General features: G+C 68.8%; 24 protein-coding genes and 1 pseudogene. 11 read left to right on the top strand and 14 right to left on the bottom strand.

The features are described 5' to 3' along the window. Positions 1 to 16: 16 nt before the first annotated feature. Together ABZ345_RS43530 and ABZ345_RS43525 are read right to left on the bottom strand one after the other, a co-directional pair. The gene (locus ABZ345_RS43530; protein ID WP_030470879.1) at positions 17 to 436 is read right to left on the bottom strand and encodes a roadblock/LC7 domain-containing protein; all 420 of its coding nucleotides are present in this window, start codon (positions 434 to 436) and stop codon (positions 17 to 19) included. After that, positions 433 to 3,786 (bottom strand): nitrate- and nitrite sensing domain-containing protein, encoded by a 3,354-nt coding sequence (locus ABZ345_RS43525; RefSeq protein WP_359860976.1) that lies wholly within the window; start codon positions 3,784 to 3,786, stop codon positions 433 to 435. The genes ABZ345_RS43530 and ABZ345_RS43525 overlap by 4 nt, the downstream gene beginning before the upstream one ends. Before the next feature lie 483 nt (positions 3,787 to 4,269). Between ABZ345_RS43525 and ABZ345_RS43520 the strand changes: the two genes are divergently transcribed. Next, entirely contained in the window at positions 4,270 to 5,247 is a 978-nt protein-coding gene (locus ABZ345_RS43520; RefSeq protein ID WP_359860974.1) for an ABC transporter substrate-binding protein, read from the top strand. A 61-nt stretch (positions 5,248 to 5,308) separates the two neighbouring features. Here ABZ345_RS43520 and ABZ345_RS43515 read toward each other — a convergent pair whose 3' ends face one another. The 4 genes from ABZ345_RS43515 to ABZ345_RS43500 form a co-directional block, all read right to left on the bottom strand. Next, complete coding sequence (locus tag ABZ345_RS43515; RefSeq protein ID WP_359860972.1) at positions 5,309 to 6,112, bottom strand: hypothetical protein; 804 nt, start codon at positions 6,110 to 6,112, stop codon at positions 5,309 to 5,311. Positions 6,113 to 6,333: 221 nt separating this feature from the next. Further along, complete coding sequence (locus ABZ345_RS43510) at positions 6,334 to 6,840, bottom strand: hypothetical protein (protein ID WP_359860970.1); 507 nt, start codon at positions 6,838 to 6,840, stop codon at positions 6,334 to 6,336. A gap of 51 nt (positions 6,841 to 6,891) precedes the next feature. Next, positions 6,892 to 7,374, bottom strand: a complete 483-nt coding sequence (locus tag ABZ345_RS43505; RefSeq protein ID WP_359860969.1) for a hypothetical protein — start codon at positions 7,372 to 7,374, stop codon at positions 6,892 to 6,894. A 50-nt stretch (positions 7,375 to 7,424) separates the two neighbouring features. Further along, positions 7,425 to 8,144, bottom strand: a complete 720-nt coding sequence (locus ABZ345_RS43500; RefSeq protein WP_359860967.1) for a hypothetical protein — start codon at positions 8,142 to 8,144, stop codon at positions 7,425 to 7,427. 109 nt (positions 8,145 to 8,253) lie between these two features. Here ABZ345_RS43500 and ABZ345_RS43495 point away from each other — a divergent pair, with 109 nt between their 5' ends. Both ABZ345_RS43495 and ABZ345_RS43490 read left to right on the top strand, forming a co-directional pair. Then, the gene (locus ABZ345_RS43495) at positions 8,254 to 9,894 is read left to right on the top strand and encodes a DNA repair helicase XPB (RefSeq protein WP_359860965.1); all 1,641 of its coding nucleotides are present in this window, start codon (positions 8,254 to 8,256) and stop codon (positions 9,892 to 9,894) included. After that, on the top strand, positions 9,891 to 10,319 hold the full coding sequence (locus ABZ345_RS43490; RefSeq protein WP_359860964.1) for a hypothetical protein: 429 nt from the start codon (positions 9,891 to 9,893) through the stop codon (positions 10,317 to 10,319). The genes ABZ345_RS43495 and ABZ345_RS43490 overlap by 4 nt, the downstream gene beginning before the upstream one ends. On the opposite strand, the gene ABZ345_RS43485 is transcribed toward ABZ345_RS43490, so the two are convergent. Together ABZ345_RS43485 and ABZ345_RS43480 are read right to left on the bottom strand one after the other, a co-directional pair. After that, entirely contained in the window at positions 10,316 to 10,981 is a 666-nt protein-coding gene (locus tag ABZ345_RS43485; RefSeq protein WP_359860962.1) for a phosphonatase-like hydrolase, read from the bottom strand. The two genes, ABZ345_RS43490 and ABZ345_RS43485, sit on opposite strands and share 4 nt — an antisense overlap. After that, on the bottom strand, positions 10,978 to 11,724 hold the full coding sequence (locus ABZ345_RS43480; protein WP_359860960.1) for a GntR family transcriptional regulator: 747 nt from the start codon (positions 11,722 to 11,724) through the stop codon (positions 10,978 to 10,980). Before ABZ345_RS43480 ends, ABZ345_RS43485 begins: the two co-directional genes overlap by 4 nt. 96 nt (positions 11,725 to 11,820) lie before the next feature. On the opposite strand from ABZ345_RS43480, the gene ABZ345_RS43475 reads away from it, so the two are divergent. The 4 genes from ABZ345_RS43475 to phnE are packed head-to-tail and all read left to right on the top strand — an operon-like array spanning position 11,821 to position 15,198. Further along, a complete protein-coding gene (locus ABZ345_RS43475; protein ID WP_359860958.1) occupies positions 11,821 to 12,912 on the top strand; it encodes a TIGR03364 family FAD-dependent oxidoreductase in 1,092 nt (363 codons plus the stop codon). Then, positions 12,912 to 13,799, top strand: coding sequence for a phosphate/phosphite/phosphonate ABC transporter substrate-binding protein (locus ABZ345_RS43470; RefSeq protein WP_359860956.1), 888 nt, complete (start codon positions 12,912 to 12,914; stop codon positions 13,797 to 13,799). Before ABZ345_RS43475 ends, ABZ345_RS43470 begins: the two co-directional genes overlap by 1 nt. After that, entirely contained in the window at positions 13,799 to 14,416 is a 618-nt protein-coding gene (locus ABZ345_RS43465; RefSeq protein ID WP_359860954.1) for an ATP-binding cassette domain-containing protein, read from the top strand. The genes ABZ345_RS43470 and ABZ345_RS43465 overlap by 1 nt, the downstream gene beginning before the upstream one ends. Beyond that, on the top strand, positions 14,413 to 15,198 hold the full coding sequence (gene phnE / locus ABZ345_RS43460) for a phosphonate ABC transporter, permease protein PhnE (RefSeq protein WP_359860953.1): 786 nt from the start codon (positions 14,413 to 14,415) through the stop codon (positions 15,196 to 15,198). The genes ABZ345_RS43465 and phnE overlap by 4 nt, the downstream gene beginning before the upstream one ends. Positions 15,199 to 15,231: 33 nt before the next feature. Here the strand turns inward: phnE and ABZ345_RS43455 are convergent. After that, positions 15,232 to 16,293 (bottom strand): annotated as a pseudogene (locus ABZ345_RS43455) (serine protease). Positions 16,294 to 16,464: 171 nt separating this feature from the next. On the opposite strand from ABZ345_RS43455, the gene ABZ345_RS43450 reads away from it, so the two are divergent. Genes ABZ345_RS43450 through ABZ345_RS43435 form a run of 4 tightly spaced genes read left to right on the top strand, consistent with a single transcriptional unit; the run spans position 16,465 to position 19,885 of the window. After that, positions 16,465 to 17,145: a response regulator transcription factor gene (locus tag ABZ345_RS43450; RefSeq protein ID WP_359860951.1), complete on the top strand. Its 681-nt coding sequence runs from the start codon at positions 16,465 to 16,467 to the stop codon at positions 17,143 to 17,145. Further along, positions 17,142 to 18,515 carry an ATP-binding protein gene (locus ABZ345_RS43445; RefSeq protein WP_359860949.1) on the top strand — a complete coding sequence of 458 codons (1,374 nt, stop codon included), beginning with the start codon at positions 17,142 to 17,144 and terminating at the stop codon, positions 18,513 to 18,515. Before ABZ345_RS43450 ends, ABZ345_RS43445 begins: the two co-directional genes overlap by 4 nt. Next, positions 18,512 to 18,955 carry a hypothetical protein gene (locus tag ABZ345_RS43440; RefSeq protein ID WP_359860948.1) on the top strand — a complete coding sequence of 148 codons (444 nt, stop codon included), beginning with the start codon at positions 18,512 to 18,514 and terminating at the stop codon, positions 18,953 to 18,955. The genes ABZ345_RS43445 and ABZ345_RS43440 overlap by 4 nt, the downstream gene beginning before the upstream one ends. Before the next feature lie 9 nt (positions 18,956 to 18,964). Next, on the top strand, positions 18,965 to 19,885 hold the full coding sequence (locus ABZ345_RS43435) for an o-succinylbenzoate synthase (RefSeq protein ID WP_359860946.1): 921 nt from the start codon (positions 18,965 to 18,967) through the stop codon (positions 19,883 to 19,885). Here the strand turns inward: ABZ345_RS43435 and ABZ345_RS43430 are convergent. From ABZ345_RS43430 to ABZ345_RS43410, 5 genes are all read right to left on the bottom strand, one after another. After that, positions 19,882 to 20,928 (bottom strand): CapA family protein, encoded by a 1,047-nt coding sequence (locus ABZ345_RS43430; protein ID WP_359860944.1) that lies wholly within the window; start codon positions 20,926 to 20,928, stop codon positions 19,882 to 19,884. The genes ABZ345_RS43435 and ABZ345_RS43430 overlap by 4 nt on opposite strands. 71 nt (positions 20,929 to 20,999) lie before the next feature. After that, positions 21,000 to 21,596, bottom strand: a complete 597-nt coding sequence (locus ABZ345_RS43425) for an SRPBCC family protein (RefSeq protein ID WP_359860942.1) — start codon at positions 21,594 to 21,596, stop codon at positions 21,000 to 21,002. Continuing rightward, positions 21,593 to 22,411, bottom strand: coding sequence for an FAD binding domain-containing protein (locus ABZ345_RS43420; RefSeq protein ID WP_359860940.1), 819 nt, complete (start codon positions 22,409 to 22,411; stop codon positions 21,593 to 21,595). The genes ABZ345_RS43425 and ABZ345_RS43420 overlap by 4 nt, the downstream gene beginning before the upstream one ends. Next, positions 22,408 to 24,831, bottom strand: coding sequence for a xanthine dehydrogenase family protein molybdopterin-binding subunit (locus tag ABZ345_RS43415; protein ID WP_359860938.1), 2,424 nt, complete (start codon positions 24,829 to 24,831; stop codon positions 22,408 to 22,410). The genes ABZ345_RS43420 and ABZ345_RS43415 overlap by 4 nt, the downstream gene beginning before the upstream one ends. After that, positions 24,828 to 25,361: a (2Fe-2S)-binding protein gene (locus tag ABZ345_RS43410; protein WP_359860936.1), complete on the bottom strand. Its 534-nt coding sequence runs from the start codon at positions 25,359 to 25,361 to the stop codon at positions 24,828 to 24,830. Before ABZ345_RS43410 ends, ABZ345_RS43415 begins: the two co-directional genes overlap by 4 nt. Positions 25,362 to 25,421: the final 60 nt, after the last annotated feature.

Raw genomic sequence — 25,421 nt, 5'->3', positions numbered from 1 at the left:
GAACTGCCAGTGAGGTCTAGCGACGGACCACACCCTGAAGCTGCGCGCGCAGCTCAGGGGTGAGTTGTTGACCGACTCGCTCCACCAAAAGCGTCATCTCGTAGGCCACAAGGCCGATGTCACAGTTTGGTGCCGCCAGGACGGCGAGACACGAGCCGTCACTGATCGACATGAGGAACAGGTAACCCCGCTCCATCTCGACAACGGTCTGGTTGACCCCGCCTGCCTCGAAGCAGCGGGCCGCGCCCTGTGTAAGGCTGACCAGTCCGGACGCGACGGCGGAGAGCTGCTCTGCACGGTCCCTGGGCAGGCCCTGGGACCCCGCGAGCAACAGCCCGTCCGCGGACACCACGACGGAATGTGCCACTCCGGGCACCCTCCGCACGAAGTCGGTGATAAGCCAACCAAAGCTGCCTGGCTGCGCTGCGGTCGTCACTCCTGCTCCTCGTTCTGCCGGCTCGATTGGTCACCAGCGTATGCCTCGATCAATGCGTGCCGGCCTCGCCGCACACCACTCTGAAGGCTCGACATGCGCCCGCGCACCGCATCAGCGGTACGAGGCGGCAGCGGGGGCCGCTGCGCTGTCTGTGTCGTTCCCTGCGGCTTGGGTGCTGCAGATCCTGGCACGAGCTGAGCCTTCGGTGTCCGTTTCGGCAATCCTGCCGCTGTCTTCGACTCCGGCGTCTTGTTCAACAACGCCTGAGCCGCCTGCCATCCCTCATCGGCAGGCGATTGCCAGGCCGATTCGGAAGTGGGTGCCGCCGCTGGAGTCTCCTCCACAACGGGCTCCGGTTCCACAGCTCGCTCCTGCTCGGCGGGTGCGATCACTTCTTCCTCGACCGCCGGCTGGACCTTCGCGCGCGGCTGGCGCACGGGGAGACCAGCGGCCGACGTGGTGGTGGGTGCCACCGCCGGGACGGGCTTGCGCTGACGAGTCGGCAGTTCCGGTTCGGGCCCGTCCGAGAGCGGAGGGGTCGTCACCGGCTCGTCGATGTACTCGACACCACCCTTGTCGGTGTTGCCGGCCTTGTCGACGCTGCCGAGCCTGGAGTCCACACGTCCGTTGGTCTCCGCGGGTTCAGTGCTCTCCGCTGCGGGAGGAACCGGGGCGGCCGAGGACGCGGACGTCTCGCTGCCGACCGACTGGAACCACTGCGACAGAACCGCCTCGTAGATCGGCAGGCGCTCGGTCGGTGCGTCCAGGTCGTGCTCGACCTGCTTGCGGGAGGTCTCCGACGTGCCGTTGCGGTGTGCCAGCCCGGAATCGGTGAGGCCGTTGTCCACCTGGGCCCGCGAAACGCCGTTGCTCGAGGTCGGTTCCGCGCCCGTCGGAGGGATGGGCACGAACTGCGTGGTCTCGTAGCCGGGCTCGAAGGAGATCTCGCCGGAGTCCTCCTGACGGTCCTCGTAGGCCGTGAAGAGGGTCGGTTCGCCGAAGGAGCCCTCGGGCTCCACCGCCGCCAGCTGGTCGCGCCGCCACCGCTCGGACGGCGTCGAGTCCTCGATCGGCGTCTCGCTGTAGACCGGCACCGCCGTCGCGCCCGCACCGGTGTCGGTGAGCGCGCTCGGGACGAAGCTGACCGGGATGCTCGGGTTGCTCGGGCTCGACTCGTCGATCTTCGGCATCGAGCCGGTGACTCCGCCGAACGCGCCCGCGATGCCGCTGGCCCTGCTGGCCGTCGTGCCGATCTCGGTCGTGAGCTCGGTCGAGGCCAGGCCGGGGGCCGGGGTCGGCATGCCGAACGCCGAGGCCAGCGAACCGGAACCGGACGGAGGCGTCGAGGGCATCGCCTGGCCGGGGAACGCGATGAGCGTCTCCGGCACGATGACGAGTGCGGTCGTACCGCCCTCGATGTCCTCGTTGCCGCGCAGGCGGACCTTGATGTCGTGGCGCTTGGCGAGCCGCGCGACCACGTACAGGCCCATTCGGCGGGAGACGGCGACGTCGACGTCCGGCGGGTCGGCCAGACGCTCGTTGGCGTCGAGGATCTCCTGGTCGCCCATGCCCACGCCGCGGTCCTGGATCTCGATCGCCAGCTCGCCCTTGCGGGTCTTCGCCGTGCGAACGGTGACCTTGGTGACCGGGTCGGAGAACGCCGTGGCGTTGTCCAGCAGCTCGGCGATGAGGTGCACGAGGTCGTTGACCGCGCGGCCCTGGACGGTGAGGTCCGGGGTCTGGCCGACCTGCACGCGGGCGTACTGCTCGACCTCGGAGACCGCGGCGCCGAGAACCTCGGCGGCCGGGACGGGCCGGGTCAGGCGCCGCGAGAGGTCCGTGCCCGAGAGAACCAGCAGGTTCTCCGAGTTGCGGCGCATGCGGGTCGCGAGGTGGTCCAGCTCGAACAGCGAGGCCAGCTGGTCCGGGTCCTGCTCGTCCTGCTCCAGCCGGTCGATCAGGTTCAGCTGACGTTCGACCAGGGCCTGCGAACGACGCGACAGGTTGACGAACATCGCGTTGACGTTGTCACGCAGGAGGGCCTGCTGAGCAGCCAGTCGCACCGCTTCACCGTGCACCGCGTCGAACGCGCGCGCCACCTGACCGATCTCTTCACGCGTGTGCACCGGCACCGGCTCGACGGCGTTCTTGGCCGCGTCCTCCGGGTTCGGGTCCGCGAGAATCCGCTCGACCGCGTCCGGAAGACCGTGGTCGGCGACGTCGAGGGCGGTGCGGCGCAGCGTGCGCAGCGGGTTGAGGATCGAGCGGGCGACGAACAGCGCCATCAGCAACGCGAGCGCGAGAACCACGAGCACGACGCCGGACTGGATGTAGGCACTGCGGCGAGCGTCGCCGGCGGCCACGTCCGTCTTGTTCTGCAGCTGCTCGACCAGCAGGTTCTCGACGTCCCGGGTCAGGTTCACCGTCAGCGTCGCGGCGATGTCCCACTTCTCGGACGTCAGCTGGGTGAAGTCCTTCTTGCCCGTGCCGGACTGCTGGTTGATCGCCGATTCCTGCATGTCGTTCGCGGTGTCGACGATCAGGCCGGTGACGGTGTCGTCGTAGATCTTGGCCTGTTCGGGCGTCGCGGACTTGCGGAAGTCGTTTCGCGCGGCTTCGAGCTCGGCGTCGGCTGCCTGCAGGGCACGCAGCTGGGACGGCGTGAACGCCTTGCGCTGGAAGACGTCGAGCAGAATCGCCCGCTTGAGCGACTCCTGCTCCTTGATCCGCGCGATGGCGTTCGTGGTCAGGTGCAGTCGCACCAGCTCGGGGTCGTTGATCTCGGAGATCGTCTGCTCACCGAGGTTGATGAGCGTCTCGATGGACTCCGAGTAGGTCCGCTGGACGGCTTCCGCGGGGTACTGCGTGTCGCGCACCGAGTTGCGGAGGCTGTTCAGGCGGTCGAGCTGCTTCGCGGCGACCTGGAAGCGCTCGACGGCCGCCGGGCTCAGGTCCGAGCTCAGCTCGGAGATCTTGGCGTTGAACGCCTCGCTGGTGTCGTTGACGCGGCGCAGCTGACGCTCGAGGACGACGCGGTCGACCTTCTTGTTCGACGCGACGTAGCTGACCGACAGGTCTCGTTCGCGCTGGAGCTGCTGCACCAGGTCGGCGACAGCCGTCTCCAGGCGGATCTGGTTCGCGAGGTTGTTGAACTCCGTCGCGGCCTCGAGGTCGGTGCGCACGCGCAAGCCGCCCAGGGCGAGCGCACAGACCGTCGGGATCAGCAGGACGGCGAGCAGCTTCGTGCGCAACCTCCAGTTGCGCAGGCGCCAGGGCGCTGATCGGGCGGCAGGTCCTGATCCGGGTCCGGTGCCGTTGTCGGTCTTCACCACGTCCGGTGTCGCCGTCACGGTGCCGTTACCCAGCGCAGCCAGTCCGTCACCCGATTCGGGCCTTTCGGAGCGTGTGGTGTCACCCACGCCAAACTGGCTGGGACCTCTCTCACGTCGGGCCACTCTGGGCTTCCTCTTCCAGCAGCAGTGTCCCGGTCTCTCCCCAGGACCGAGCATGGACTCGTCAAACGGGCCGAATTGCAGCACAGAGGTTGTTCGCCCGGTAAGGCGCCCTACCCCGTTCTGAAGACACGATCCCCTACTGCGACCTGTGCCACCCGGCGGGGAGCGTAATGGCCACCCCCGCCTCGGGGGAAGTCTCCAGAAGCACTCACCGTATCGAGACGGGGTGTCGTTTCATACGTTCAGGTGGTTAACATCCCCGGTTGTCGGCACGCCCCATGTCCGTCCGAACGCGCTGTTGGGACTGCGGACTACCTGGTCTGTGGCGACACTCACTGATCATTTGATGCTACTCAAGGCCTACCGGCGAGAGGTGCCATGGCTACCCGAGCCAAAGCTCTGCGGCTTGCCGCAGTGCTCATCACGTGTGTTCTGACCGCGAGCTGCAGCCTGTTCGGAAGTTCGTCGAACGGCGGCACCGCGGACGTGGAGCGCAACATCCTGCGCATCGGCGTGCTGCCGGTCGTCGACGTGGCCCCGCTGCGGATCGCACTGACCGAGAAGCTCTTCGAGAAGGCCGGTCTGCAGGTCAACCTGGTCACCCAGCCCAGCGAGGCCGAGGCCATCAAGCAGCTGGACACCACGCTCGACATCACGTGGGCCACGCACGTCAGCCTCTTCCGCTCCGTTGCCGAGGGCACCGAACTGCAGCTGCAGGGCGAGGCCTACCAGGCGGGTCCGAACTCGATGGCGCTGGTCACGTCGGCCGCGTCGGACTACGACGACCCCGGCAAGAAGCCCCAGCCGACCATCGCCGTGAACAGCGAGACCGACATCGGCGCGCTGACCACGCGTGCCGTGCTGGACACCGCCGCGGTCGAGAAGCAGAAGATCAAGTTCCGGGCGATGCCGTTCGGCGAGATGGAGAACGCGCTCAAGGCCGGCCAGGTCGACGCGGCGTTCATGATCGAACCGTTCATCACGAAGGCCCAGCGCAACATCGGCGCGAAGATCCTCACGGACACCGCGCGCGGCCCGACACTGGACTTCCCGATGTCCGGCTACGCGGCGACGAAGAAGTTCGCCGAGGCGAACCCGAAGACGCTCAAGGCGTTCCGCGAGGTGCTGCGCGAGGCGCAGCAGCGTGCGCAGGCCAACAAGCTGGCCGTGCAGGACTCGCTGACCAGCTACGCCGACGTCGACCAGCCGACCGCGGCGCTCGTGTCCGTGGGCACGTTCCCGCTGTCACTGAACCCGATCCGGCTCCAGCGGGTCGCCGACATGATGGACACCGAGGACGTGTTGTCCGGCCGTCTCGACGTGCAGCAACTTTTGCCGCCGGGTACGACCAATTAGTTGTCGCTCGACATGAAACTGACATGAAAAAGGCGGGCCGATTTTCACGGCCCGCCTTTTTTCACTTCCCTTCGACGGCCACCACGCAGTAGGTGATTCCCGGCGCGGGTTCGGCGTAGGAGACGGCGGTCGCCTCACCGCACTCGGCGGTCGCGGCCTTGACCAACTTCTCGATCTTGAGAATTTTCTGGATGGCGAACTCGTTGGGCGCCGACGGGCACCCGACGGGCTTCATGCCCTCCATGTTGATCTTGACGAGCTCTTCCTGGTAGCACTTGCCCTCTTCGAGCTTCTCGACGAGGCAGAGCTTCAGGGCGGAGCCGCGGCGGCCGGTCTCGGTGTACTCGGCGTAGTCCTGGCTCGGGCACGCCTCGGTGGTCGAGTTCATGGCCTTGCCGATGATGTAGTTCGCCTCGGCCGCGTTGCAGTCGACCTTCTTGTACTTCGGGCTCATCGTGGTGCCCGTGACGCTCGCGCACTCGCCGGCCTTGGCGTCCGGCTCGGTGATGGCGTTGATGCCGCTGCCGATGCCGAACTTCACGACGGCGATGACGGCCGCGATCAGGATGAACCCGAGGATCGAGCCGATGACCTTGCCGGCACCGCCCTTCTTCGGCGGCTGCGCGTACGGCATGGGCTGACCGGGAGGCATGCCACCGGGCGGCGGTCCGTACGGGCCGGGCTGACCGGGCTGACCCGGCTGGCCGGGCTGGCCCTGCGGCTGCGCGTAGGGGTCACCTGCGGGGTAACCCTGGCCGGGCGGCGGGCCGAACTGGCCGGGCTGCTGACCGTACGGCTGCTGCGGCTGCCCACCGGGAGGCGGGCCGTAGGGCCCAGGCTGCTGCGGGTAGTTGGGGGTGGTCACTGGATTCCTCTCCGATGGGCTTGCAAAAGACGGCGAAACCGGAGCCGTTGGGACCGGCTCCGGTTTCAAAAAGCCTGATAGGCCGGGCCGTTCGCGCGAACTTCGCTTACGCCGAACAGCCCATGCCCCCCGACATGGCCGAGCGCTGAGATTGCCACGCGGCCGAGAAATCCGCCGGAGCTTTACGGAAACGTTACGGCCGCTTGGTAGCCAGGCGATCGCTAGCCGCGACCGAGGCAGTAGGTGAGCTTCACGGCGGGGTACGCGCGGGGCCTCTCACCCGCCGCGCACGCCGGCGCCGGCACGTTCCGGCTCACGCTCAGCACCTTGAAAACGTTCTCGTCCGAGCAGTCCACGGCGTTGATGTCGTAGCCGGACCTGTCCTCGGGATAGCACTCGCCCTCGTCGTAGAGCGGGGCGAGGCAGAACCGGATCTTGGGGTCGATGCGCCGCACGGGCACCCAGGTCGAGTCCTCGCCGTTCGGGCAGGACTGCGACGTGGCCACCGTCCCCTCGATCAGGTAGTTCGCGTTGCCCGAGCAGTCGACGGCCTCGTAGCGGCCGATGTCGCCGGTGAGGAACGCGCAGTCGCCCTGCTTCGGCGGGTGGATCGGGGTGAGGAACACCGAGAGGCCGTAGATCGCGACGGCCGCGACGACCAGCGTGGCCGCGTACGTCAGGACCCGCTTGCCCGCGCTCGTCCTGGGCGCGGCCTCCTCGTTCATCACGCCGGAGAGGTTCCCATGTGGACTCCGGCGCCGAGGGGCTTTACGCGAAGATCACTGCTGCTGGTCGCCGCGCTGCAGGCAGAACGTGACGGCGGGTTCCGGGAAGACCGCCGCGCGCGAGTCCCCGCAGGCGGCGCGGTCGGTCTGGCCGGTGAGCACCTTGGCGACCTTCACCGAGTCCTTGGTGGTGCAGTCGACCTTGGCGATGCCGCTCTCGGGGTCCTGGCCGTAGCAGGCGCCCTCGACGAAGTTCGGCATGAGGCAGAACGTGGAGTCGCCCATGTACGTCGAGTAGTCCATGCCACCGGACGGGCACTTCTGCTCGTTGAACGGCAGGATCTTGGCGATCTTGACGGTCGCCTTCTCCGAGGCGCAGTCGAGCGCCTGGTACCGCGGGTTGTCGTGCGAGCCCGAGATGCGCGCGCAGTCGCCGACCCTGGCCGCCTCGGCCGCGCCGCCGAGCTGGTTCAGGACGAACCCGCCGAGCAGGACGAGCGCGACGACAACGGCGATACCCAGGCCGACCTTCTTCATGGCCTGGGTATCGGCGTCAGTCGATGATCAACTCAACCGAGTTCACCCGATCAGGAACCCTCGTGCACGCCCATGCAGTAGACCGACGCCGGCTCGCTGAAGCGCAGCTCGCTCGATCCCTCCGGGCACACCGTGCCCTCCTCGGGCAGGCCGTCGACCTTCTTCACAATCTTCACCGGCGACTCGGTGGTGCAGGCCTCGGTCTTGAAGGCGCCGTCGTCACCCGAGGTGTAGCACTTGCCCTCGGCGAGGTTCGGCATCAGGCACAGCGAGTCGCCACCGGACTTGACCGGCTCGTAGATGCCCTCGTCGGGGCACGGGTCGTCGGCGCTCTTGAGCACCTTGGCGACCTTGTGCGTGGCGGCCGCGTCACCACAGCCCTTGGACGAGACGTTCCAGTCGCCGTCCGGCTTGTCCACGTCCTTCGGCGACGCGCTCACGCAGTCGCCGACCTTGGTGCCGTTGAGCGCGGTGACCGCCCAGGCACCACCACCGACCAGGACCACCGCCAGCACGGCGATGATCACCGGCTTCAGCCACTTGTTCTGCCTGGGCGACTCGTCGGCGTCGCCGAAACCCGCCGAAACCGCTGTCGGGGGCTCGTCCTCGATCTCGTCGGGCTCGGCCTCCGCAGTGTCCGTCGCGGTCTCCGGGGCCTCGGTTTCCGGGGTGGATTCCGTTTCCGGGGTGGACTCCGCGGTCTCGGTCTTCCCGGGAGCCGGGTCCACCGACGCCGGTGGCTCGACGGGATCAGTCGACTCGGTGCTCATGCGCGAGAAACTACGACACGGCGTGTTGGCTGCGTGTGTCGCCTCACACTTGTTATCGCCAGTTGACGCAGGTCGAACGCATTTGGCGTCGTCAGGGAGACTTGTACCCGTGACCGATGGCCCCCTGATCGTCCAGTCGGACAAGACGCTGCTGCTCGAGGTCGACCACCCGCTCGCCGACGACGCGCGGACCTCGATCGCGCCGTTCGCCGAGCTGGAGCGCGCACCCGAGCACGTGCACACGTATCGCGTGACGCCGCTGGCTTTGTGGAACGCCCGTGCAGCCGGGCACGACGCCGAGCAGGTGGTCGACGCGCTGGTGCGGTTCAGCCGCTACCCAGTGCCGCAGCCGTTGCTGGTCGACGTGGTCGACACGATGAGCCGGTTCGGGCGGTTGGTGCTCACCAACAGCCCCGCGCACGGCCTCGTCCTGCACTCCAACGACCGCGCGGTGCTCGAGGAGGTGCTGCGCAACAAGAAGGTCGCGCCGATGTTCGGGGCGAGGATCGACGACGACACCGTCATCGTGCACCCGAGCGAGCGCGGGCGGCTCAAGCAGCTGCTGCTCAAGGTCGGCTGGCCGGCCGAGGACCACGCCGGGTACGTCGACGGCGAGGCGCACGCGATCGAGCTCAACGAGGACGGCTGGAAGCTGCGCGACTACCAGCGGCTCGCGGCGCAGGCGTTCTGGGCGGGCGGCTCCGGCGTCGTCGTGCTGCCGTGCGGCGCGGGCAAGACGCTCGTCGGCGCGGCCGCGATGGCCGAGGCGCAGGCGACCACGTTGATCCTGGTCACGAACACCGTGGCAGGCCGGCAGTGGAAGCGGGAGCTGATCGCGCGCACGTCTTTGACGGAGGAGGAGATCGGCGAGTACTCCGGTGAGCGCAAGGAGATCCGGCCGGTCACGATCGCGACCTATCAGGTGATCACCCGCAAGTCGAAGGGCGAGTACAAGCACCTCGAGCTGTTCGACTCGCGGGACTGGGGCCTGATCGTCTACGACGAGGTCCACCTGCTGCCGGCGCCCGTGTTCCGGATGACCGCGGACCTGCAGTCACGTCGCCGCCTCGGGCTCACAGCGACGTTGGTGCGCGAGGACGGGCAGGAAGGCGACGTCTTCTCGTTGATCGGGCCGAAGCGGTACGACGTGCCGTGGCGCGACATCGAGGCGCAGGGCTGGATCGCGCCCGCCGAGTGCACCGAGGTCCGCGTGACCCTGACGGACAACGAGCGGCTGCAGTACGCGACGGCCGAGCCCGAGGAGCGCTACAAGCTCTGCTCGACCGCCCGGACGAAGATTCCCGTGGTCCGCCGGGTGCTCGACCAGCATCCCGACGAGCCGGCTCTCGTGATCGGTGCTTATCTGGACCAGCTCGACGAGCTTGGCGAGGAACTGGGGGCGCCGGTGATCAAGGGATCGACGAAGAACAGGGAGCGCGAGGAGCTGTTCGACAAGTTCCGTCGCGGCGAGGTGCGGACGCTCGTCGTGTCGAAGGTCGCCAACTTCTCCATCGACCTGCCCGAAGCCTCGGTCGCCATCCAGGTGTCCGGCACGTTCGGCTCGCGCCAAGAGGAGGCCCAGCGGCTCGGCCGGATCCTGCGTCCGAAGGGCGACGGACGGCAGGCGCACTTCTACTCGGTCGTCGCGCGCGACACGCTCGACACCGAATACGCGGCGCACCGGCAGCGGTTCCTGGCGGAACAGGGGTACGCGTACAAGATCGTCGACGCGGACGACCTGGTCGGATGACGTTCTGGTGGATGTGGAACCCGGCCGGGACCGTGCCTGTGCGGCGGTTCCGGTCGGAGGAGTCGCTGGCCCGCTCCGCACCAGAGGGTCAGGTGGTCACGTCGGACGACTTCACGTGTTTCGAGCAACGCCGCCGCGCCACGGCCATGCGTTCGGACTTCCTGCGGGTCACCGGTGATCCGGTGCAGGTCGCTCTGGTCGAGCAACGGCTGTGGACGCTGCTGATCACTCTGCGCCGGGCCCAGCCCCTGCGGGACGCGCTGGCGACCGCGATCCCCAAGGCGGGCCGGGCGGCGCTGGTGGCCGAGCCGTCGCGAGAACTGGCCGAGTTCGACCGGCGGTTCGACCAGTTCGCGGCGGCGTTGAACGTACTGGTGACGGACCCGAGCCCGGAGCAGCTGCGCCACACCGCGGCACTCGACTAGGAGACGAGCGCCGGGATCTCCGCGACGCTGCCGAGCAGGTGCGTGTGCGGGAAGACCTTCAGCTCGTCCTCGGTCTGACTGCCGCTCAGCACACCGACGACGAAGCCCGCGCCCGAGTTCGTGCCCGCTTCCAGGTCGCGCACGGTGTCGCCGGCGGTCAGCACGCGCCGGACGTCGCGGACACCGGTCAGCTCCATCGCCCTGAAGATCATGTACGGCGCCGGGCGGCCCGCCGGCACGTCGTCCACGCAGACGACCGCGTCCAGCACACCCTCGCCCCAGCCGAGGACGTCCAGCAGCCCGTCCACGATCGGCCGGTCAAACCCCGTCGTCAGCGCGACCTTCACGCCCCGCGACCGCAGCTGTGCCAACGCTTCCGGGATGCCGGGCAACGGCGTCGGCGGCGTCTCGGCGTACAACTTCGAGAGCCGGTCGTGGAAGTCCTCGAACTCGGCGTCCACAACGGACTTCCCCAGCATCGACGAGATCGCCTCGTACTTGTCGGCACCCATCCAGTCGCCGACGTCGCTCGCGTCGCCACCCGCCGCGATCACGGTGTCCGCCAGCGCTTTGTAGACCAGCCCGTGTTCCTGAACGGTGGTGCCGGCGATGTCCAGCACGGCCAGGTCGATCTTGACGGCGCTGTTCACGACGCTGTTCACGAGGCCCTCCAGTCCCGCAGCAGCGCCGGGTGCGCCTGCTGGGAGTTCTCGATCGAGAAGCTGACCATGTCCGGGCGGTAGCGGTCGTCGGAGTGCTCGACCGGCCGTCCGTCCACACCGGACGCACGCCGCCGTTCCCGCAGAAGCGGTGCGCCCAAAGCAACTTCGAGCAGCTCGCTGTCCTGCTCGTCCGCCGCGACGGCGTCGATCTGGTGGCGGGCGAGGGTCATGTCGACGCCCTGCTCCCCCAGGTACCGGTAGAGCGAGCCGCTGTCGCAGTCGAAGTCGAACAACAGGCGCCCCACCGGTTCCACGAACGTCGTGCGCTCCAGCATCGTCGGCCTGCCGTCGATCAGCCGCTGCCTGAGGAGCTGCACCACCGGCGTGCCCTCGTCGAGCTGCAGGGCGTCCGCGATGTCGGCGTCGGCGGGACGGCGTGCGATCTCGAGGGTTCGTTGTCCTGGAACGTGTCCGAGGCCCGCGGCCCAGCTGGAGAACGACAGGAACGTCTCGAACGGCTGCGACAGCGTGTGCCGGCGCACCACCGCGGGCTTGCCGCGACCACCGCCGATCATGCCCTCGGCCCGCAGCGTCGTGAGCGCCTGCCGGACCGGCGCGCGCGATGCGTTCCACTGCGCGCACAGCTGCGATTCGGACGGCACGGGATCGCCGACGGCCAGCTCACCGGAGGCGATGCGGCGCCGCAGATCGGCCGCGATGCGCTCGTGAAGGGGCATCTCCATGCCGCCAACCATACATGTCATAACAAGTCTGAACACCAAGTGAACACATCAGGACGGCCGTTGATTCTGGTTCTTCGTCCGCTCATCGTTCTTGTCATGACAAGTGTGGACCTGGTGGTCGTCGGCGCGGGCATCGTCGGCCTCGCGCACGCCTGGCACACGGTGCAACGGGGTTTCTCCGTCGCCGTGGTCGAGCGCGACGAGCACGCGGCCGGCGCGTCCGTGCGCAACTTCGGGCACGGCTGCTTCACCGCTCAGGACGGGGTGGCTTACGAGTACGCGATGGCCGCGCGCGAGGAGTGGCTGAAGCTCGCTCGCGAGGCCGGCTTCTGGCTGCGCGAGTCGGGCACGCTCGTTGTCGCACGTCACGAGGACGAGCTTCGGGTGCTGCACGAGCTCGCCGAGGTCCGAGACGTAGAATTGTTCAACAATCCCACATCCGGATCGTTGAACGATCCTTCGATCCTCGGCGCGGCCCTGCTCCCCCTCGACATCCGGGTCAATCCGCGCGAAGCCGTGCACTCGATAGCCGCTCTGCTGGCCAGGCGCGGGGTGACGTTCCACTGGTCCACCAACGTCCTCACGGTCGAGCCGGGCCTGGTCCGCACCACCCGCGGCGAGATCCCCTGCCGCGCGGCCGTGGTCGCGGTCGGGCACGACGTCGACAGGTTCTTCCCGGACATCGCGGCAGAACGCCAGATCCAGCGCTGCCAGCTGCGCATGCTGCGCGTCGCGCACGGCGGCGTGATCGACCCGGCCGTGCTGACGGGGTTCTCGATGCTGCGCTACGACGCGTTTGCCCGGTGCCCCGGCCTCGACGCGGTCCGCGCCCGCCTCACCCATGACCACCCCGAGCTCGTCGAGGCCGGGCTGAACCTGATGTTCACCCAACTCCCCGACGGCTCGCTCACCATCGGCGACACCCACCACTACAGCCGCACGGTCGATCCCTACCGGCCCGAGCACCTGGACGACCTGGTGCTCACCGAGACGGCCCGGCTGCTCGGCGTTCCCACCCTGCGCGTCCTCGAACGCTGGCGCGGCATCTACGCGTCGGCCCCAGAACCTTTCCTGACCGCGACGCCCGTTCCCCTCACCAGGGCCGTCTCGGTCACCTCCGGCATCGGCATGACCACCGCGCTCGGCCTCGCCCCGGCCGTGCTCGACGACCTCCTCCAGGAGCTGTGATGAGAAAGCTCAGTGCCGTCCTCGCCGCGACGCTGATCCTGACAACCGCTTGTGGCACAACGAACTCCGCCACAAGTGGGGACTGCCCGAACAACGGCCGCGTGCGCTTCGGCGTCGAGCCGTACGAGGCCCCCGACAAGCTCAAGCCCGCCTACGAGGTGCTCGCGAAGGCGTTGACCCGCAAACTCGGCTGCGAGGTCGAGCTGCAGATCGTCGACGACTACGCCGCCGAGGTGCTGGCGATGCGCAACGGCAAGCTGGAGCTCGCCGAGTTCGGCCCGCTCGGCTACGTGTTCGCCTCGCAGAAGGCCAAGGCCGAGCCGCTGGCGTCGTTCGCCGACGGCACCGGCAAGCTCACCAGCTACACCGCCGGCATCTGGGTCCGCAAGGACTCGCCGCTGCAGAAGATCGAGGACTTGAAAGGGAAATCGCTCGCGCTGAGCAGCGTCGGTTCCGCGTCCGGTGACGCGCTTCCCCGCTACGGCCTCAAGAAGTCCGGCGTCGCCGATGTCAAGCTCGACTACGCCGGTGGCCACCCGGAGGCGATGCTCGCGCTGATCAACGGCAAGGTCGACGCCGGCGAGATCAACAGCCAGCAGCTCGCCAGTGCCAAGGCCGCGGGCACGTTCGACGAGTCGAGGTTCCGGCAGATCTGGAAGTCCGAGCCGATCCCGAACGACCCGATCACCGTGCGCGGCGACCTGGGCCAGTCCTTCAAGGACAAGGTGCGCAAGGCGTTGCTGGAACTGGAGACCGCGGACGTGGAGAAGGTCGGCGCGTTCCTCGACGTCACCCCGTCCGGACCGCTCGTGCAGGTGGACAACGACACCTACAAGGTCCTCTTCGACCTTGCGACGACGCTGGGCCTCAAGGAAGAGGACGTCTGATGCTCGCCGTCAGCGGCCTGCGCAAGTCCTTCGGCGGCCGCACCGTGCTGGACGGCTTCGACCTCCGCGTCGAGGCCGGGGAGTTCGTGGCGCTGCTCGGGCCGAACGGCTCGGGCAAGTCCACGGCACTGCGCTGCGTGGTCGGGCTGGAGACCCCGGACGGCGGCTCGGTCGAGGTGAGCGGGAACGCCGCCTTGGTGTTCCAGAAGATCCACCTCGTCGGCCGCCGCAACGCTTTGGACAACGTGTGTTCCGGCGCTCTGGGCCGACTTCCCTTGCACCGATCGCTGACTTTCCCGCACGAGGTCAGAGAAGAAGCCATGCAGTGCCTCGACCGGGTCGGGCTCGCGGATCGGGCACTGGACAGGTGCGCGCGGCTTTCCGGTGGGCAGCAACAACGTGTGGCGATCGCGCGGGCGTTGTGCCAGCGCGCCAACGTGATCCTCGCGGACGAGCCGGTGTCGGCGCTCGACCCGCAGGCAGCCGTGCAGGTGATGGAGTTGCTGGTGGACCTGGCCGCGGAGGGCATTGCGGTGGTGGCGGTGTTGCACCAGCCGGAGCTCGCTCGGACCTACGCGCACCGGATCGTGGAGATGCAGACGGTGGTGGCGGCATGACGATCGCAGTTCCGAAACGGCGCTGGCCGTCCACCGCTGTCTGGGTCGTCGTGGCGGTCTTCGTCGCCATTCACGTACTCGCCTGGCGTGCCACCGAGTTCTCCCCCGGCGCCCTGATCGCCGGCTGGGACGGCATGGCGGACTTCCTGGCCGAGTCGCTGCCACCGGACTTCTCGGTGCTCGGCGAGTCGCTCCAAGCCGCCGTGATCACCCTCTACATCGGACTGCTCGGCACCACGTTCTCCATCCCGTTCGCACTCATCCTCGCGTTGCTGGCTTCCCGCGCAACGACTTCCGCAGTGTGGGCACAGCAGGCGGCACGTGCAGTGCTGTCGTTCCTGCGCTCGGTACCGGACGTCGTGTTCGCGCTGATCTTCGTGACCGCGGTCGGCCTCGGGCCGTTCGCGGGCGTGCTGGCCTTGGTGTTCCACAACACCGGTGTGATGGGCAAGCTCTGGGCCGAGGCGATGGACGAGAGCGACCGCGGGCCGCGCGACGCGTTGAAGGTGACCGGGGCGTCCGGTCCGCAGATCGCGCTGCACGCGGTGCTCCCCACCGTGATGCCTTCTCTCGCGGGACTTCTGCTCTACCGGCTGGACGTGAACGTGCGGTCGTCGCTCGTGCTCGGCCTGGTCGGCGCGGGCGGGATCGGCTTCTTGATCAACCAGTCGATCAAGCTGTTCCGGTTCGACGAGATGGTCACGCACATCCTCGTGGTGCTGCTCCTTGTTGTTGTGGTCGACCAGGCGTCCGCGTTCGTGCGCAAGCGGCTAGGTGCGTGATCTGCTGGCCGTAGCGGGCGCCTTGGTGCACTGTCACCGTGCCGTCCGCTGCGACCTCGCAGGGGTTGTTGGCCGTGCACTGCTCACCGCTGTCGTTGCCGGTGCTGTGCACGCCGACGACGGTGGCGTCGTCGTCTTGGCCTTCGCCTGGAGATAGCCCTGACGGTCGCCGATCGTCACGGGGACCTCCACCGCCACGTCCCTCAGCGTCTGACCGGGTGCCGGGCGTTCCGGGACGCAGTGGCCGTTGGTGAGCAGCAGAGCCGGGTCGCCGGGCAGCGTGCTGTCCGTCCTGACCACGGACGCCGAGCACACGCCGGCCAGCACCGCGCCGCCTTCGAGGTTCGGCACCGGGGTGTCCGGAGGGTCGACTTTGCCGGCGACGACGTCGTTGATCCACCCTTTGAAGTAGTTGATGTCCGTGTAGAGGACGGGTTGGTCGTCACCGTTGCTGCCGCTGACGACGCCGGCGATGGCCCAGCGGTCGCCCTCGCGGAGGAGTCCCGGGCCGCCGGAGTCCATGTTCGTGGCGGCGACGCTGCCGTCCGTCGCGCCGATGCAGAGCTCGCGCTCTTCCTTGATCCCGCTGAGCACGCACTGCGCCGCGGGCTGGATCACGGTGTCGGCCTCGCGCAGCTACTTTGGGTAGCACTCGGGCTGACGCCGGTCGCACGTCATGCCCCAGCCCAGGATCCGGGTCTTCGTGCCGTCGGCCGGCCGCGCTGACGGCAGTGCGACGGGCTTGGTCCTCGCGGGCTTCTTCAGCTTGAGCAGCCCGATGTCCCCGTCCTGGACGGGATACCGCGTGTAGGTGACGAACCGCTCGACGGCGATCACCTCACCGCCGCTGCCCGCGTCCGTGGTGCCGAGCCGGACCGTCCAGTTCTTCGGCCGTCCGACCTGGGCACCGCTGGGGCTGTTCTTGGTGCAGTGGCCCGCCGTGACCGCCCAGCTCGGGGCGACCAGCGTGACGCCGCACGTGTGGCCGTCCTCGCGCGGTGAGTCGGGCCGCTGCAACGACCCGGAGAACGCATACGGCGCTGGGGCCTCGACGCCGCCGCGGATGGCCGACGCCGGCGCGACGGAGGTGATCATCGCGGCCAGCGCGAAGCTCGTCGCCAGTAGCACTTTTCGCATGTCGCTGAGGCTTTCGAACCTGTGTCCGCGCTGAGTGATGGCAGTGCAACAACTGCGCACGGGCGGTCGTTACGCAACGATGACGTGGCAAGAACGTCCTCATGAGACCCGTCGGGAAGGCTGGAGGGCATGCCGCGCGTACTGCTGATCGAGGACGACGAGGCGGTCCGTGAGGGACTGTCGCTCGCCCTGACCTACCAGGGACACACCGTGGACGCGGTGCGCACGGGCGAGGAGGGCCTCGAACTGCTGATGAGCGTCGCGCCGGACGTGGTCGTGCTGGACCTGATGCTGCCGGGCGTGGACGGGTTCGAGGTGTGCCGTCGGATCCGGGCCGCCGGCGATCTCCCGATCATCATGCTGACCGCGCGCAACGACGACATCGACGTGGTCGCCGGTCTCGAGGCCGGTGCCGACGACTACGTGGCCAAGCCCGCACAGGCCCGTGTGCTGGAGGCGCGGATCCGGGCTGTGCTGCGGCGGTCGTCCGTCTCGGCGCCCGAGGTCGTGGCCGAGCGCTACGGGGACCTGACGCTCGACCGCGAGGGTCTCGTGGTGACCCGGCTCGGCCGTCCGGTGTCGCTGGCGCCCACCGAACTGCGGTTGCTGCTGGAGCTGTCGTCCTCGCCCGGTCGCGTGATGTCGCGGCAGCAGTTGCTGGAGTCCGTGTGGGACCAGGGCTATCTCGGCGACTCGCGGCTGGTCGACGCGTGCGTGCAGCGGCTGCGTTCGAAGATCGAGGACGACCCGGCGGCTCCCTCCTACATCCAGACCGTGCGGGGCTTCGGCTATCGCTTCGGACCACTGTGACGCTGCGTCTGCGGCTGCTGCTCGCCTTCGCGTTCCTGAGCATCGTGACCGCGGTCGCCGTGTCGGGTGCCGGATATGTGCGGGCGCGCGACGCGATCGTGCAGCGGGCCCAGGACAACGCCGTGATCGAGACGACCAACCGCGTCGAGCAGCTGTACCCGTTGCCCGCCCGGCCACCGGACGCCGCCCTGCTGGAGAGGATCGCCGGGAAGGTCTCGGGGCGCGAGGGCATGGCTCTCGCCCAGGCCCGGGGTGTTTCCGCTGGCTCGATGGACGCTTCGGTGATCACCGCTGACCTGCGCGGCCTGGTGTCGTCCGGGCGGGTGGGCTGGCAGCGGGTGCCTTACGCGGGTGGGGTGTGGCTCGTCGTGGGCATGCAGATGCGGGTTTCCGGCGGCGGCAGCTCCGGCATCGAGGTGTACGTGCTGCGGCCGTTCACCTCGGAGATCGAGTTCGTCGACGAGCTCGCGCGCAACGCGTGGCTGATCGGCGCCGCCGGGCTGCTGCTGGCTCTGGGGATGGCCTTCTTCGCGGCACGCGGAGTGCTGCGGCCCGTCCGCGAGCTGCGGATGGCGGCTTTCCGGCTCGGGCAGGGCGACATGTCCGCTCGCGTGCCGGTACGTGGACGCGACGAACTGGCCGAGGTCGCCACCACGTTCAACAGCACGGCTTCTTCTCTGGAGCACCACGTCGGTGAGCTGGAGCGCATGGAAGCTGACGCGCGGCGGTTCGTGGCTGACGTGTCGCACGAGCTGCGGACTCCTCTTGCCGCGATGACCGCGGTGACCGATGTGCTGGACGCCGAGACCGCCGCCCTGCCAGGGGTGGCCGGCCAGGCCGCGCGGCTGGTGAACCGGGAGACGCAGAACCTGACCCGGCTCGTGAACGACCTGATCGAGGTCACGCGGTTCGACTCGGGGACCGCGGCGCTGGCACTGGACGACGTGGACGTCGCCGAGGTGGTGTCGCGGACACTGCGGATGCGCGGGTTCGAGGTGACGGCCTCGTTGCCTTCGGGCGTGCGGGCCCGGCTGGACCCGCGGCGGCTTGACGTGATCGTGGCGAACCTGGTCGGCAACGCTCTGCGGCACGGGGCTCCACCGGTTTCCGTGTCGTTGTCGGTGGTGGAGTCGTCGCTGGTCATCGAGGTCGCCGACTCCGGTCCCGGGCTGCCCGCCGAGGTGCTGCCGCACGTGTTCGCGCGGTTCTACAAGGCCGACTCGGCTCGTGGGCGGTCGGAGGGGTCCGGGCTCGGGCTCGCGATCGCGTGGGAGAACGCGCGGTTGCACGGCGGGACCTTGATCGCGGCGAACCGGCCGGGCGGCGGGGCGTTGTTCACGCTGCGGCTGCCGCTGAGCGGTGACCTGTGAGGCTCTGGATCCTGTTGTTGCTCTTCGCGGTCACCGGGTGCGGAATCCGGCCGACCGACCCCATCCCGGGCCTCGAAGCCCCGAGCGGCCCCGTCGAGAACACCTCACCCGCGCTCTACTGGGTCTCCGATGGCCGGGTCGTCGCCGTCAACCGCCCCCAGGGCAGCCTGAGCGGCTTCGACGTCGTCGCCCTGCTCGCCCAGGGCCCCACCAACGCCGAGCAGAACCGCGGCCTCAGCACCGAGGTCCCGTTCGACGCCGCCCCCGCCACCGTCGACCGCGTGGCGAATGGCCTGGACGTGAGCATCTCCACCGACGTCTCGCTGCTCAGCCAGGCCGCCGTGCAGCAGATCGTGTGCACGCTGCTCGGCATCCAGGCCGCCGGCACCGTGAACCTGCGGGGTGGCGGCCATTCGCTCGAGTTCATCAAGTGCGCTTGAATCTCGCGTGTGCACGTCTACTCCATCCCGATGCGCGCGCGGTTCCGCGGCATCAGCCAGCGCACCGGCCTGCTGTTCGAAGGGCCGGCCGGGTGGGGCGAGTTCTGCCCGTTCGAGGAGTACGACGACGACGAGGCCATGGCGTGGCTCGCGTGCGCTCTCGAAGCCGCTCATGACGGCTGGCCCGCACCTCTGCGCGACCGCGTGCCGGTCAACTGCACGGTGCCCGTGGTCAGCCCGGAGAGGGCGCACGAGATCGTCCGCGCTTCGGGCTGCTCGACCGCCAAGGTGAAGGTCGCCGAGTCGACGCTCGCGGAGGACTGCGCGCGGCTCGAAGCGGTCCGGGACGCGCTCGGGCCGCAGGGGTTCGTGCGGGTCGACGCGAACATGATGTGGGACGTCGACACGGCCGTCGCCGCGATCAAGGCCATGGACAGGGCCGCGGGCGGGCTCCAGTACGTGGAACAGCCGTGCCACACGCTCGACGAGCTCGCGGCGGTCCGGCGGAAGGTCGGCGTGCCGATCGCCGCGGACGAGTCGATCCGCAAGGCCGAGGACCCGCTCAAGGTGGCCGTGTCGGGCGCTGCGGACATCGCGGTGATCAAGGTGGCACCGCTGGGCGGGGTGCGCAAAGCCCTGGAGGTGGCCGAGGCGTGCGGGCTGCCGTGCGTGGTGTCGTCAGCCCTCGAAACGTCCGTGGGCATGGCGGCGGGTGTGGCGCTGGCGGCGGCACTGCCCGAGCTCGACTACGCGTGCGGGCTCGCGACGCTCCAACTCCTCGACGGCGACGTCACGAGCGACTCACTGGTGCCCGTCGACGGCTACCTGCCGGTGCTCACGAAGCCGCCCGCGCCGGACCGCGCCGCGGAGTTCGAGAGCGGCGACCAGGCCTGGATCGACCGGTACGAACGCGTGCTGGCGAGGCTCTAGGGCTTGCCCCTGGCCAGGCCCTGGCCGTTCGCGCCCAGGCTGAACACCACGCCCTCGGTCCGGTTGATCGCCTCGGTCCGCCGCGCCGAAGCCGGCACCCGAGTCAGGTCCACCAGCCGGATCGGCGGCCCCAGCTCGACCAGCGTCGGCGTGTAGGACGCCTCGACGACGTTCCAGCCGTCCGGTCCCTGCTCGAACTTGAAGTGACCGATCACGCCCTCCTCGGTCACCCCGCGGGGCTCGGAGTGCCGGGCGACCTCGTTGCCCAGCCCGTACACGACCCACTTCTTGCCGATCTTCTCCCACGGCTGCACGACGTGCACGTGCGTGCCGATGATCAGGTCCAGCGCCGGATCGGCCAGCAGCTGGCGGGCCAGCGACTTCTGCTCCTCGGTCGCCTCGTGCTGGTACTCGTTGCCCCAGTGCACGGACAGCACGACGACCTCGGCACCTGCCTCACGGGCCTTGCGGGCATCGGCGAGGATCTTGGCCGCGTTGATCTGGTTGGCGCGCCACGGCTGCGGCAGCGGGATGCCGTTGAAGCCGTAGGTGAACGACAGCTGGGCGACCTTCACGCCACCGGCGTCGAGGATCAGCGGCGCGGCTGCCTCCTCCGGCGTGCGGAACGAGCCGGTGTGCTTCAACCCCACCGCGTCCATCGCGTCCAGCGTCGTCCCGATCGCGGAGACGCCGCGGTCCAGCGTGTGGTTCGAGGCGGTCGAGCACGAGTCGTAGCCCACGTCGACCAGGCCTTTCGCGACCTCGGGCGGCGCGATGAAGGCGGGGTAGCCGGCGAACGGGCCGTCCTTCGTGCCCAGCGGGATCTCGAGGTGGCACAGCGAAAGATCAGCCTTCAGGGTGTCCTTGATGCCGGACAGCAGGGGCAGGTAGTCACGGCCGGCGGCGCCTCCGTCAGCCACCGCCTGGTCGGTCAGAGCCGGGTGGATCAGGATGTCGCCACCCGCGGTCAGCGTGAACGAGCGCGCCGGGGGCGGGCCGGAGGAAGTGGTCGTGGGCGTCTGGGGCGCGGTGGTGATGACCACCGGCGAACCCGTGCACGCGGTCAGCGCAAGTCCGGTGACCAGCGCAAAGGCCGGCCACCGGACAGCACGCTTCAGCGCTGCCGCCTGCGTCGCAGGACCACGAACAGCACGACGCCCAGCACCGCGGCCGCGATGGGAACCACGCGCTTCAGGACCGGTACGCCTGCGGTGTCGATCAGGTCGATCGGCTCGTCGGGGACCACTCGGAGATGCTGCTGTTGCGCCACCTCGTCAGGATCCACTGAACCCAGCGTGCTCGCCAGGCATTCCGCGAACTGGTCGACGAGCTTGCCGCTGACCTCGGCGATCAGGCCGCGGCCGAGCTGAGCCGGACGGCCGGTCACCGACAGATCGGTCTCGACCTCGACCGTGTCGCCCACCTGGAACGTGACAACGGCGGACGCGGTGCCGTTGCCGCGCGAGTCCTTGCCCGCGGCCTTCATGACCGCGCGGCGCAGCACCGGGTCGATCTCCACGAACTCGCCGGTGCCCCGGTACAGCAGCTGCACCGGGCCGAGTTTGACCTTCACCTCCCCGCTGAACGTCTTGCCGTCGACCGAGGTCAGCGTGGCGCCCGGCAGGCACGGCGCCACGCGTTCCGGGTCGAGCAACGCCTCCCAGACCTCCTCGGCCGGGGCAGGCGCGGTGAACGAGTGCGTCAGCTTCATCCCGCTACCGCCGCCGTCAGCGCGCGGTCGGTCAGCACCCGAGCCAGGTTGTCCTTGTAGCTGTCACCCGAGGACGCCAGCAGAGCGGCCTCGGAGATAGCCGACACGGGCTGTCCCACGAGCGCGGACTCGACCTCGGTGGCACGCACCGGACCGGAACCCACGTTGGTCAGACCGACGCGAGCAGCGGCGATCGACCCGTCGCGGACCTGCACGGCCGCCGCCACCGCGACGATCGACCACGCCTGCGCGACCCGGTTGAGCTTCTCGTAGTGCGCGCCCCAACCATTGTATTTCGGCACCCTGACATCAATGAGGATCTCGTCGGGAGCCAGCGCAGTCTCGAAGTAGTCGACGAAGAAGTCCGACGCGGGCACCTCACGACGACCCGAAGGCCCAGCGATGATCATCACCGCGTCCAGGGCCAGTGCAGGCGCCAGCAGGTCGCCCGCCGGGTCCGCGTGGCACAGCGAGCCGCCGAACGTGCCGCGGTGCCGGACCTGCGGGTCAGCGACGGTGTCCGTGACCAGCCGCAACAACAACGCGTGGTCCTGGATCAGATGGTCGCGCTGCACCTCGTAGTGCGTGGTCATGGCACCGATGAGCAACGAGTCGCCGTCGTCGCGCACGCCCGTCAGCTCGGTCAGGCCACCGATGTCGATCAACGCCGTCGGCGCCGCCAGTCGCATGCGCAGCACCGGCACGAGCGACTGCCCGCCCGCGATGATCTTGGCGTCCTCGCCCTCCTCCGCGAGCATCCGCACGGCTTCGTCCACAGTGGACGGGAACAGGTACTTGAACTCCGCCGGGATCACGACTGACCTCCCTGCGAGTCGATGGAACCGAGCCCACCGGCGGCAGGCGTGGACGCGTCCGCCACGCCACCCTGCAACGCCGTCCAGACGCGTTCGGGCGAGAGGGGCATCTCGATGTCCCGGACACCCATGTGCCGCACGGCGTCCAGCACGCTGTTCACCACCGCTGGCGTCGAGGCGATCGTGCCCGCCTCGCCGACTCCCTTGACTCCCAACGGGTTCGACGTCGCCGGAGTCGTGGTGCGGGTGGTGATGAAAGCCGGCAGGTCCGCCGCGCAGGGCACCAGGTAGTCGGCCAGCGTCGCCGTCGTCAAGGTGCCCATCTCGTCGTGGATGGCCTCCTCGTACAACGCCTGCGCGATGCCCTGAGCCAGCCCGCCGTGCACCTGACCGTCGACGATCAACGGGTTCACGACCGTCCCGACGTCATCGACCGCCACATACAGCCGGATCTTCACCATGCCCGTCTGCGTGTCCACTTCCGTTGCGCACAAATGGGTTCCGTGCGGGAACGAGAAGTTGTCCGGGTCGAACGTGGCATCGGCGTCCATGCCGGGTTCCATGCCCTCGGGCAGGTCGTGCGCCACGTGTGCGGCCAGCACGACGTCACCCAGGGTGCGAACCGTCCCGGTCCCGCGCACGGAGAACGAACCGGTCGCGAACTCCACGTCCGCCTCGTCGCACTCCATCATGTGCGCGGCCAGCCGGCGTGCCTTCGCGAGCACCTTGTCCGCCGCGTGCACCAGCGCAGTGCCACCGACGGCCAGCGAACGTGAGCCGTAGGAGTCCATGCCCTTGTGCGACGAGGCCGTGTCACCGTGCAGCACCTCGACGTCGTCGAACGGCACACCCAGCCGGTCGGCGACGATCTGCGACCACACCGTCTCGTGGCCCTGCCCGTGCGGCGAGGTTCCGGTGATCACCTCGACCTTGCCGGTGGGCAGCATCCGGATCGACGCGGTCTCCCACCCACCAGCGGCGTAACGCAAAGCGCCGAGCACCCGCGAAGGCGCGAGGCCGCACATCTCGGTGTAGGTGGAGATTCCGATGCCGATCTGCACCGGATCACCGGACGAGCGACGGCGTGCCTGCTCCTCGCGCAACGCCTCGTAGTCGAACAGCTCCATCGCACGGGCCGTCGCGGCCTCGTAGTTCCCGGAGTCGTAGGTGAGCCCGGCGACGGTGTTGAACGGGAACTCGTCGTGCTTGATCCAGTTCTGCTGCCGCAGCTCCATCGGGTCGCGGCCCAATTCGGCCGCAAGCTCGTCCATCATCCGTTCGATCGCGAACGTGGCCTCCGGCCGGCCGGCTCCGCGATACGCGTCCGTGGGCACCTTGTTCGTGAACACGTTGGTGCACACGAACCGGTAGGCCGCGAACTTGTAGATCGCGTTGAACATGAACGCGCCGAGGATCGGGATGCCCGGCGTGACCAGGCGCAGGTACGCGCCCATGTCCGCGAGCAGCTCGACCTTCAGGCCGGTCACGGTGCCGTCGCGGCGCGCGGACAGCGTGATCTTCTGCAGCTGGTCGCGGCCGTGGTGCGCGGACAGCATCGACTCGGTACGCGACTCGGTCCACTTGACCGGACGGCCCATCCGCCGCGCGACCAGCAGGCACAGCAGCTCTTCCGGCGTGACCTGGAGCTTGCCGCCGAACCCGCCACCGACGTCCGGCGCGATAACCCGGATCTTGTGCTCGGCGATGCCCGAGACGGCCGAGAGCATCCAGCGCAGGATGTGCGGGATCTGCGTGGCCGACCAGACGGTGAACATGCCGGCGCTCGGGTCCACGACGACCGAGCGCGGTTCCATGAAGGACGGGATCAGCCGTTGCTGCCGGAACGTCCGCTCCAGCACCACCTCGGCCGATGCGATCTCGTCCTCGACGTTGGTGCCGCTCCCCGCGTCCGCCGAGTCGTAAACCCAGGTCGCCGACTTGTTCGTGCCGAGGTCCGGATGCACGAGATCGTTGTCCAGCAACGCTTCCTGCAGGTCGAGGACGACCGGCAGCTCTTCGTAGTCCACGTCGATCGCGGCCAGCGCGTCCGCCGCGTGGTAGGCGTTGTCGGCGATCACCAGCGCGACGGCCTCACCGGCGAAGTTGACCTGGTCCACGGCCAGCGCAGGTGCGGGCGGTGCCTTCATGTCCTCGGTGATCGGCCACGCGCACGGCAGAGAACCCTGCTCGGCGGCCAGATCCTCACCGGTGAGGACGATCGCCACACCGGGCATCGCGGTGGCGCGGGCGCAGTCGATGTTGGTGATGCGCGCGTGCGCGACGGGACTGCGCAGCACGGCCATGTGCAGCATGCCGGTGAGCTGCAGGTTGTCGGTCCACCTGGTCTGACCGGTGATCAGGCGCGCGTCTTCCTTGCGGAGCCGGGCCTTGCCGACTTCCGGTTCCGCGGTGGCGGTCATTCGCCACCTACCGGTTGCTTCGAACCCACGTGCTCGTCGCTGTGCTGTTCGATCTTCGGTCCGGCGCCCGGCTTCATCCGCTGGGCGGCGTCCTGGACCGCGCGGACGATGTTCTGGTAGCCGGTGCAGCGGCAGAGGTTGCCCTCCAGGCCTTTGCGCACGGTCTCGTCGTCGGGATCGGACTCGTCGGCGAGCAGGTCGATCGCCTGCATGATCATGCCGGGCGTGCAGAAACCGCACTGCAGCGCGTGGTTGTTGCGGAACGCCTCCTGCACCGGATGCAGCTTGCCGTCACGGGCGAGGCCTTCGATCGTGGTGACCTCGTGCCCGTTCGCCTGCACTGCGAACATCTGGCACGACTTCACGCTGTGGCCGTCGAGGTGGACAGTGCAGGCGCCGCAGTTGCCGGTGTCGCAGCCGACGACGGTGCCTGTCTTGCCCAAACGCTCCCGCAGGTAGTGCACGAGCAGGAGGCGGGGTTCAGCCTCGTCGGCGTATGTCACTCCGTCGACGTTGACCGAGATGTGCATGAACCCTCCCAGGGATGGTGGGTCTTCGAGTGACGAGGGTCACTTCAGACTGCTCCCCTG

The organism is Lentzea sp. NPDC005914, assembly GCF_040629405.1.
Taxonomy (GTDB): Bacteria; Actinomycetota; Actinomycetes; order Mycobacteriales; family Pseudonocardiaceae; genus Lentzea.
The sequence above is the reverse complement of the archived record's forward strand: the minus strand, read 5'-3'. Positions and strand labels throughout refer to the sequence as shown.

Bases quoted from the DNA above. Each gene is read 5' to 3' on its own strand.
- ABZ345_RS43505 (WP_359860969.1), bottom strand. From the start codon at position 7,374: ATGAAGAAGGTCGGCCTGGGTATCGCCGTTGTCGTCGCGCTCGTCCTG.
- ABZ345_RS43470 (WP_359860956.1), top strand. From the start codon at position 12,912: ATGAGAAAGCTCAGTGCCGTCCTCGCCGCGACGCTGATCCTGACAACC.
- ABZ345_RS43520 (WP_359860974.1), top strand. From the start codon at position 4,270: ATGGCTACCCGAGCCAAAGCTCTGCGGCTTGCCGCAGTGCTCATCACG.
- phnE (WP_359860953.1), top strand. From the start codon at position 14,413: ATGACGATCGCAGTTCCGAAACGGCGCTGGCCGTCCACCGCTGTCTGG.
- ABZ345_RS43500 (WP_359860967.1), bottom strand. From the start codon at position 8,144: ATGAGCACCGAGTCGACTGATCCCGTCGAGCCACCGGCGTCGGTGGAC.
- ABZ345_RS43425 (WP_359860942.1), bottom strand. From the start codon at position 21,596: ATGAAGCTGACGCACTCGTTCACCGCGCCTGCCCCGGCCGAGGAGGTC.
- ABZ345_RS43475 (WP_359860958.1), top strand. From the start codon at position 11,821: ATGACAAGTGTGGACCTGGTGGTCGTCGGCGCGGGCATCGTCGGCCTC.
- ABZ345_RS43410 (WP_359860936.1), bottom strand. From the start codon at position 25,361: ATGCACATCTCGGTCAACGTCGACGGAGTGACATACGCCGACGAGGCT.
- ABZ345_RS43450 (WP_359860951.1), top strand. From the start codon at position 16,465: ATGCCGCGCGTACTGCTGATCGAGGACGACGAGGCGGTCCGTGAGGGA.
- ABZ345_RS43465 (WP_359860954.1), top strand. From the start codon at position 13,799: ATGCTCGCCGTCAGCGGCCTGCGCAAGTCCTTCGGCGGCCGCACCGTG.
- ABZ345_RS43415 (WP_359860938.1), bottom strand. From the start codon at position 24,831: ATGACCGCCACCGCGGAACCGGAAGTCGGCAAGGCCCGGCTCCGCAAG.
- ABZ345_RS43490 (WP_359860964.1), top strand. From the start codon at position 9,891: ATGACGTTCTGGTGGATGTGGAACCCGGCCGGGACCGTGCCTGTGCGG.
- ABZ345_RS43480 (WP_359860960.1), bottom strand. From the start codon at position 11,724: ATGGAGATGCCCCTTCACGAGCGCATCGCGGCCGATCTGCGGCGCCGC.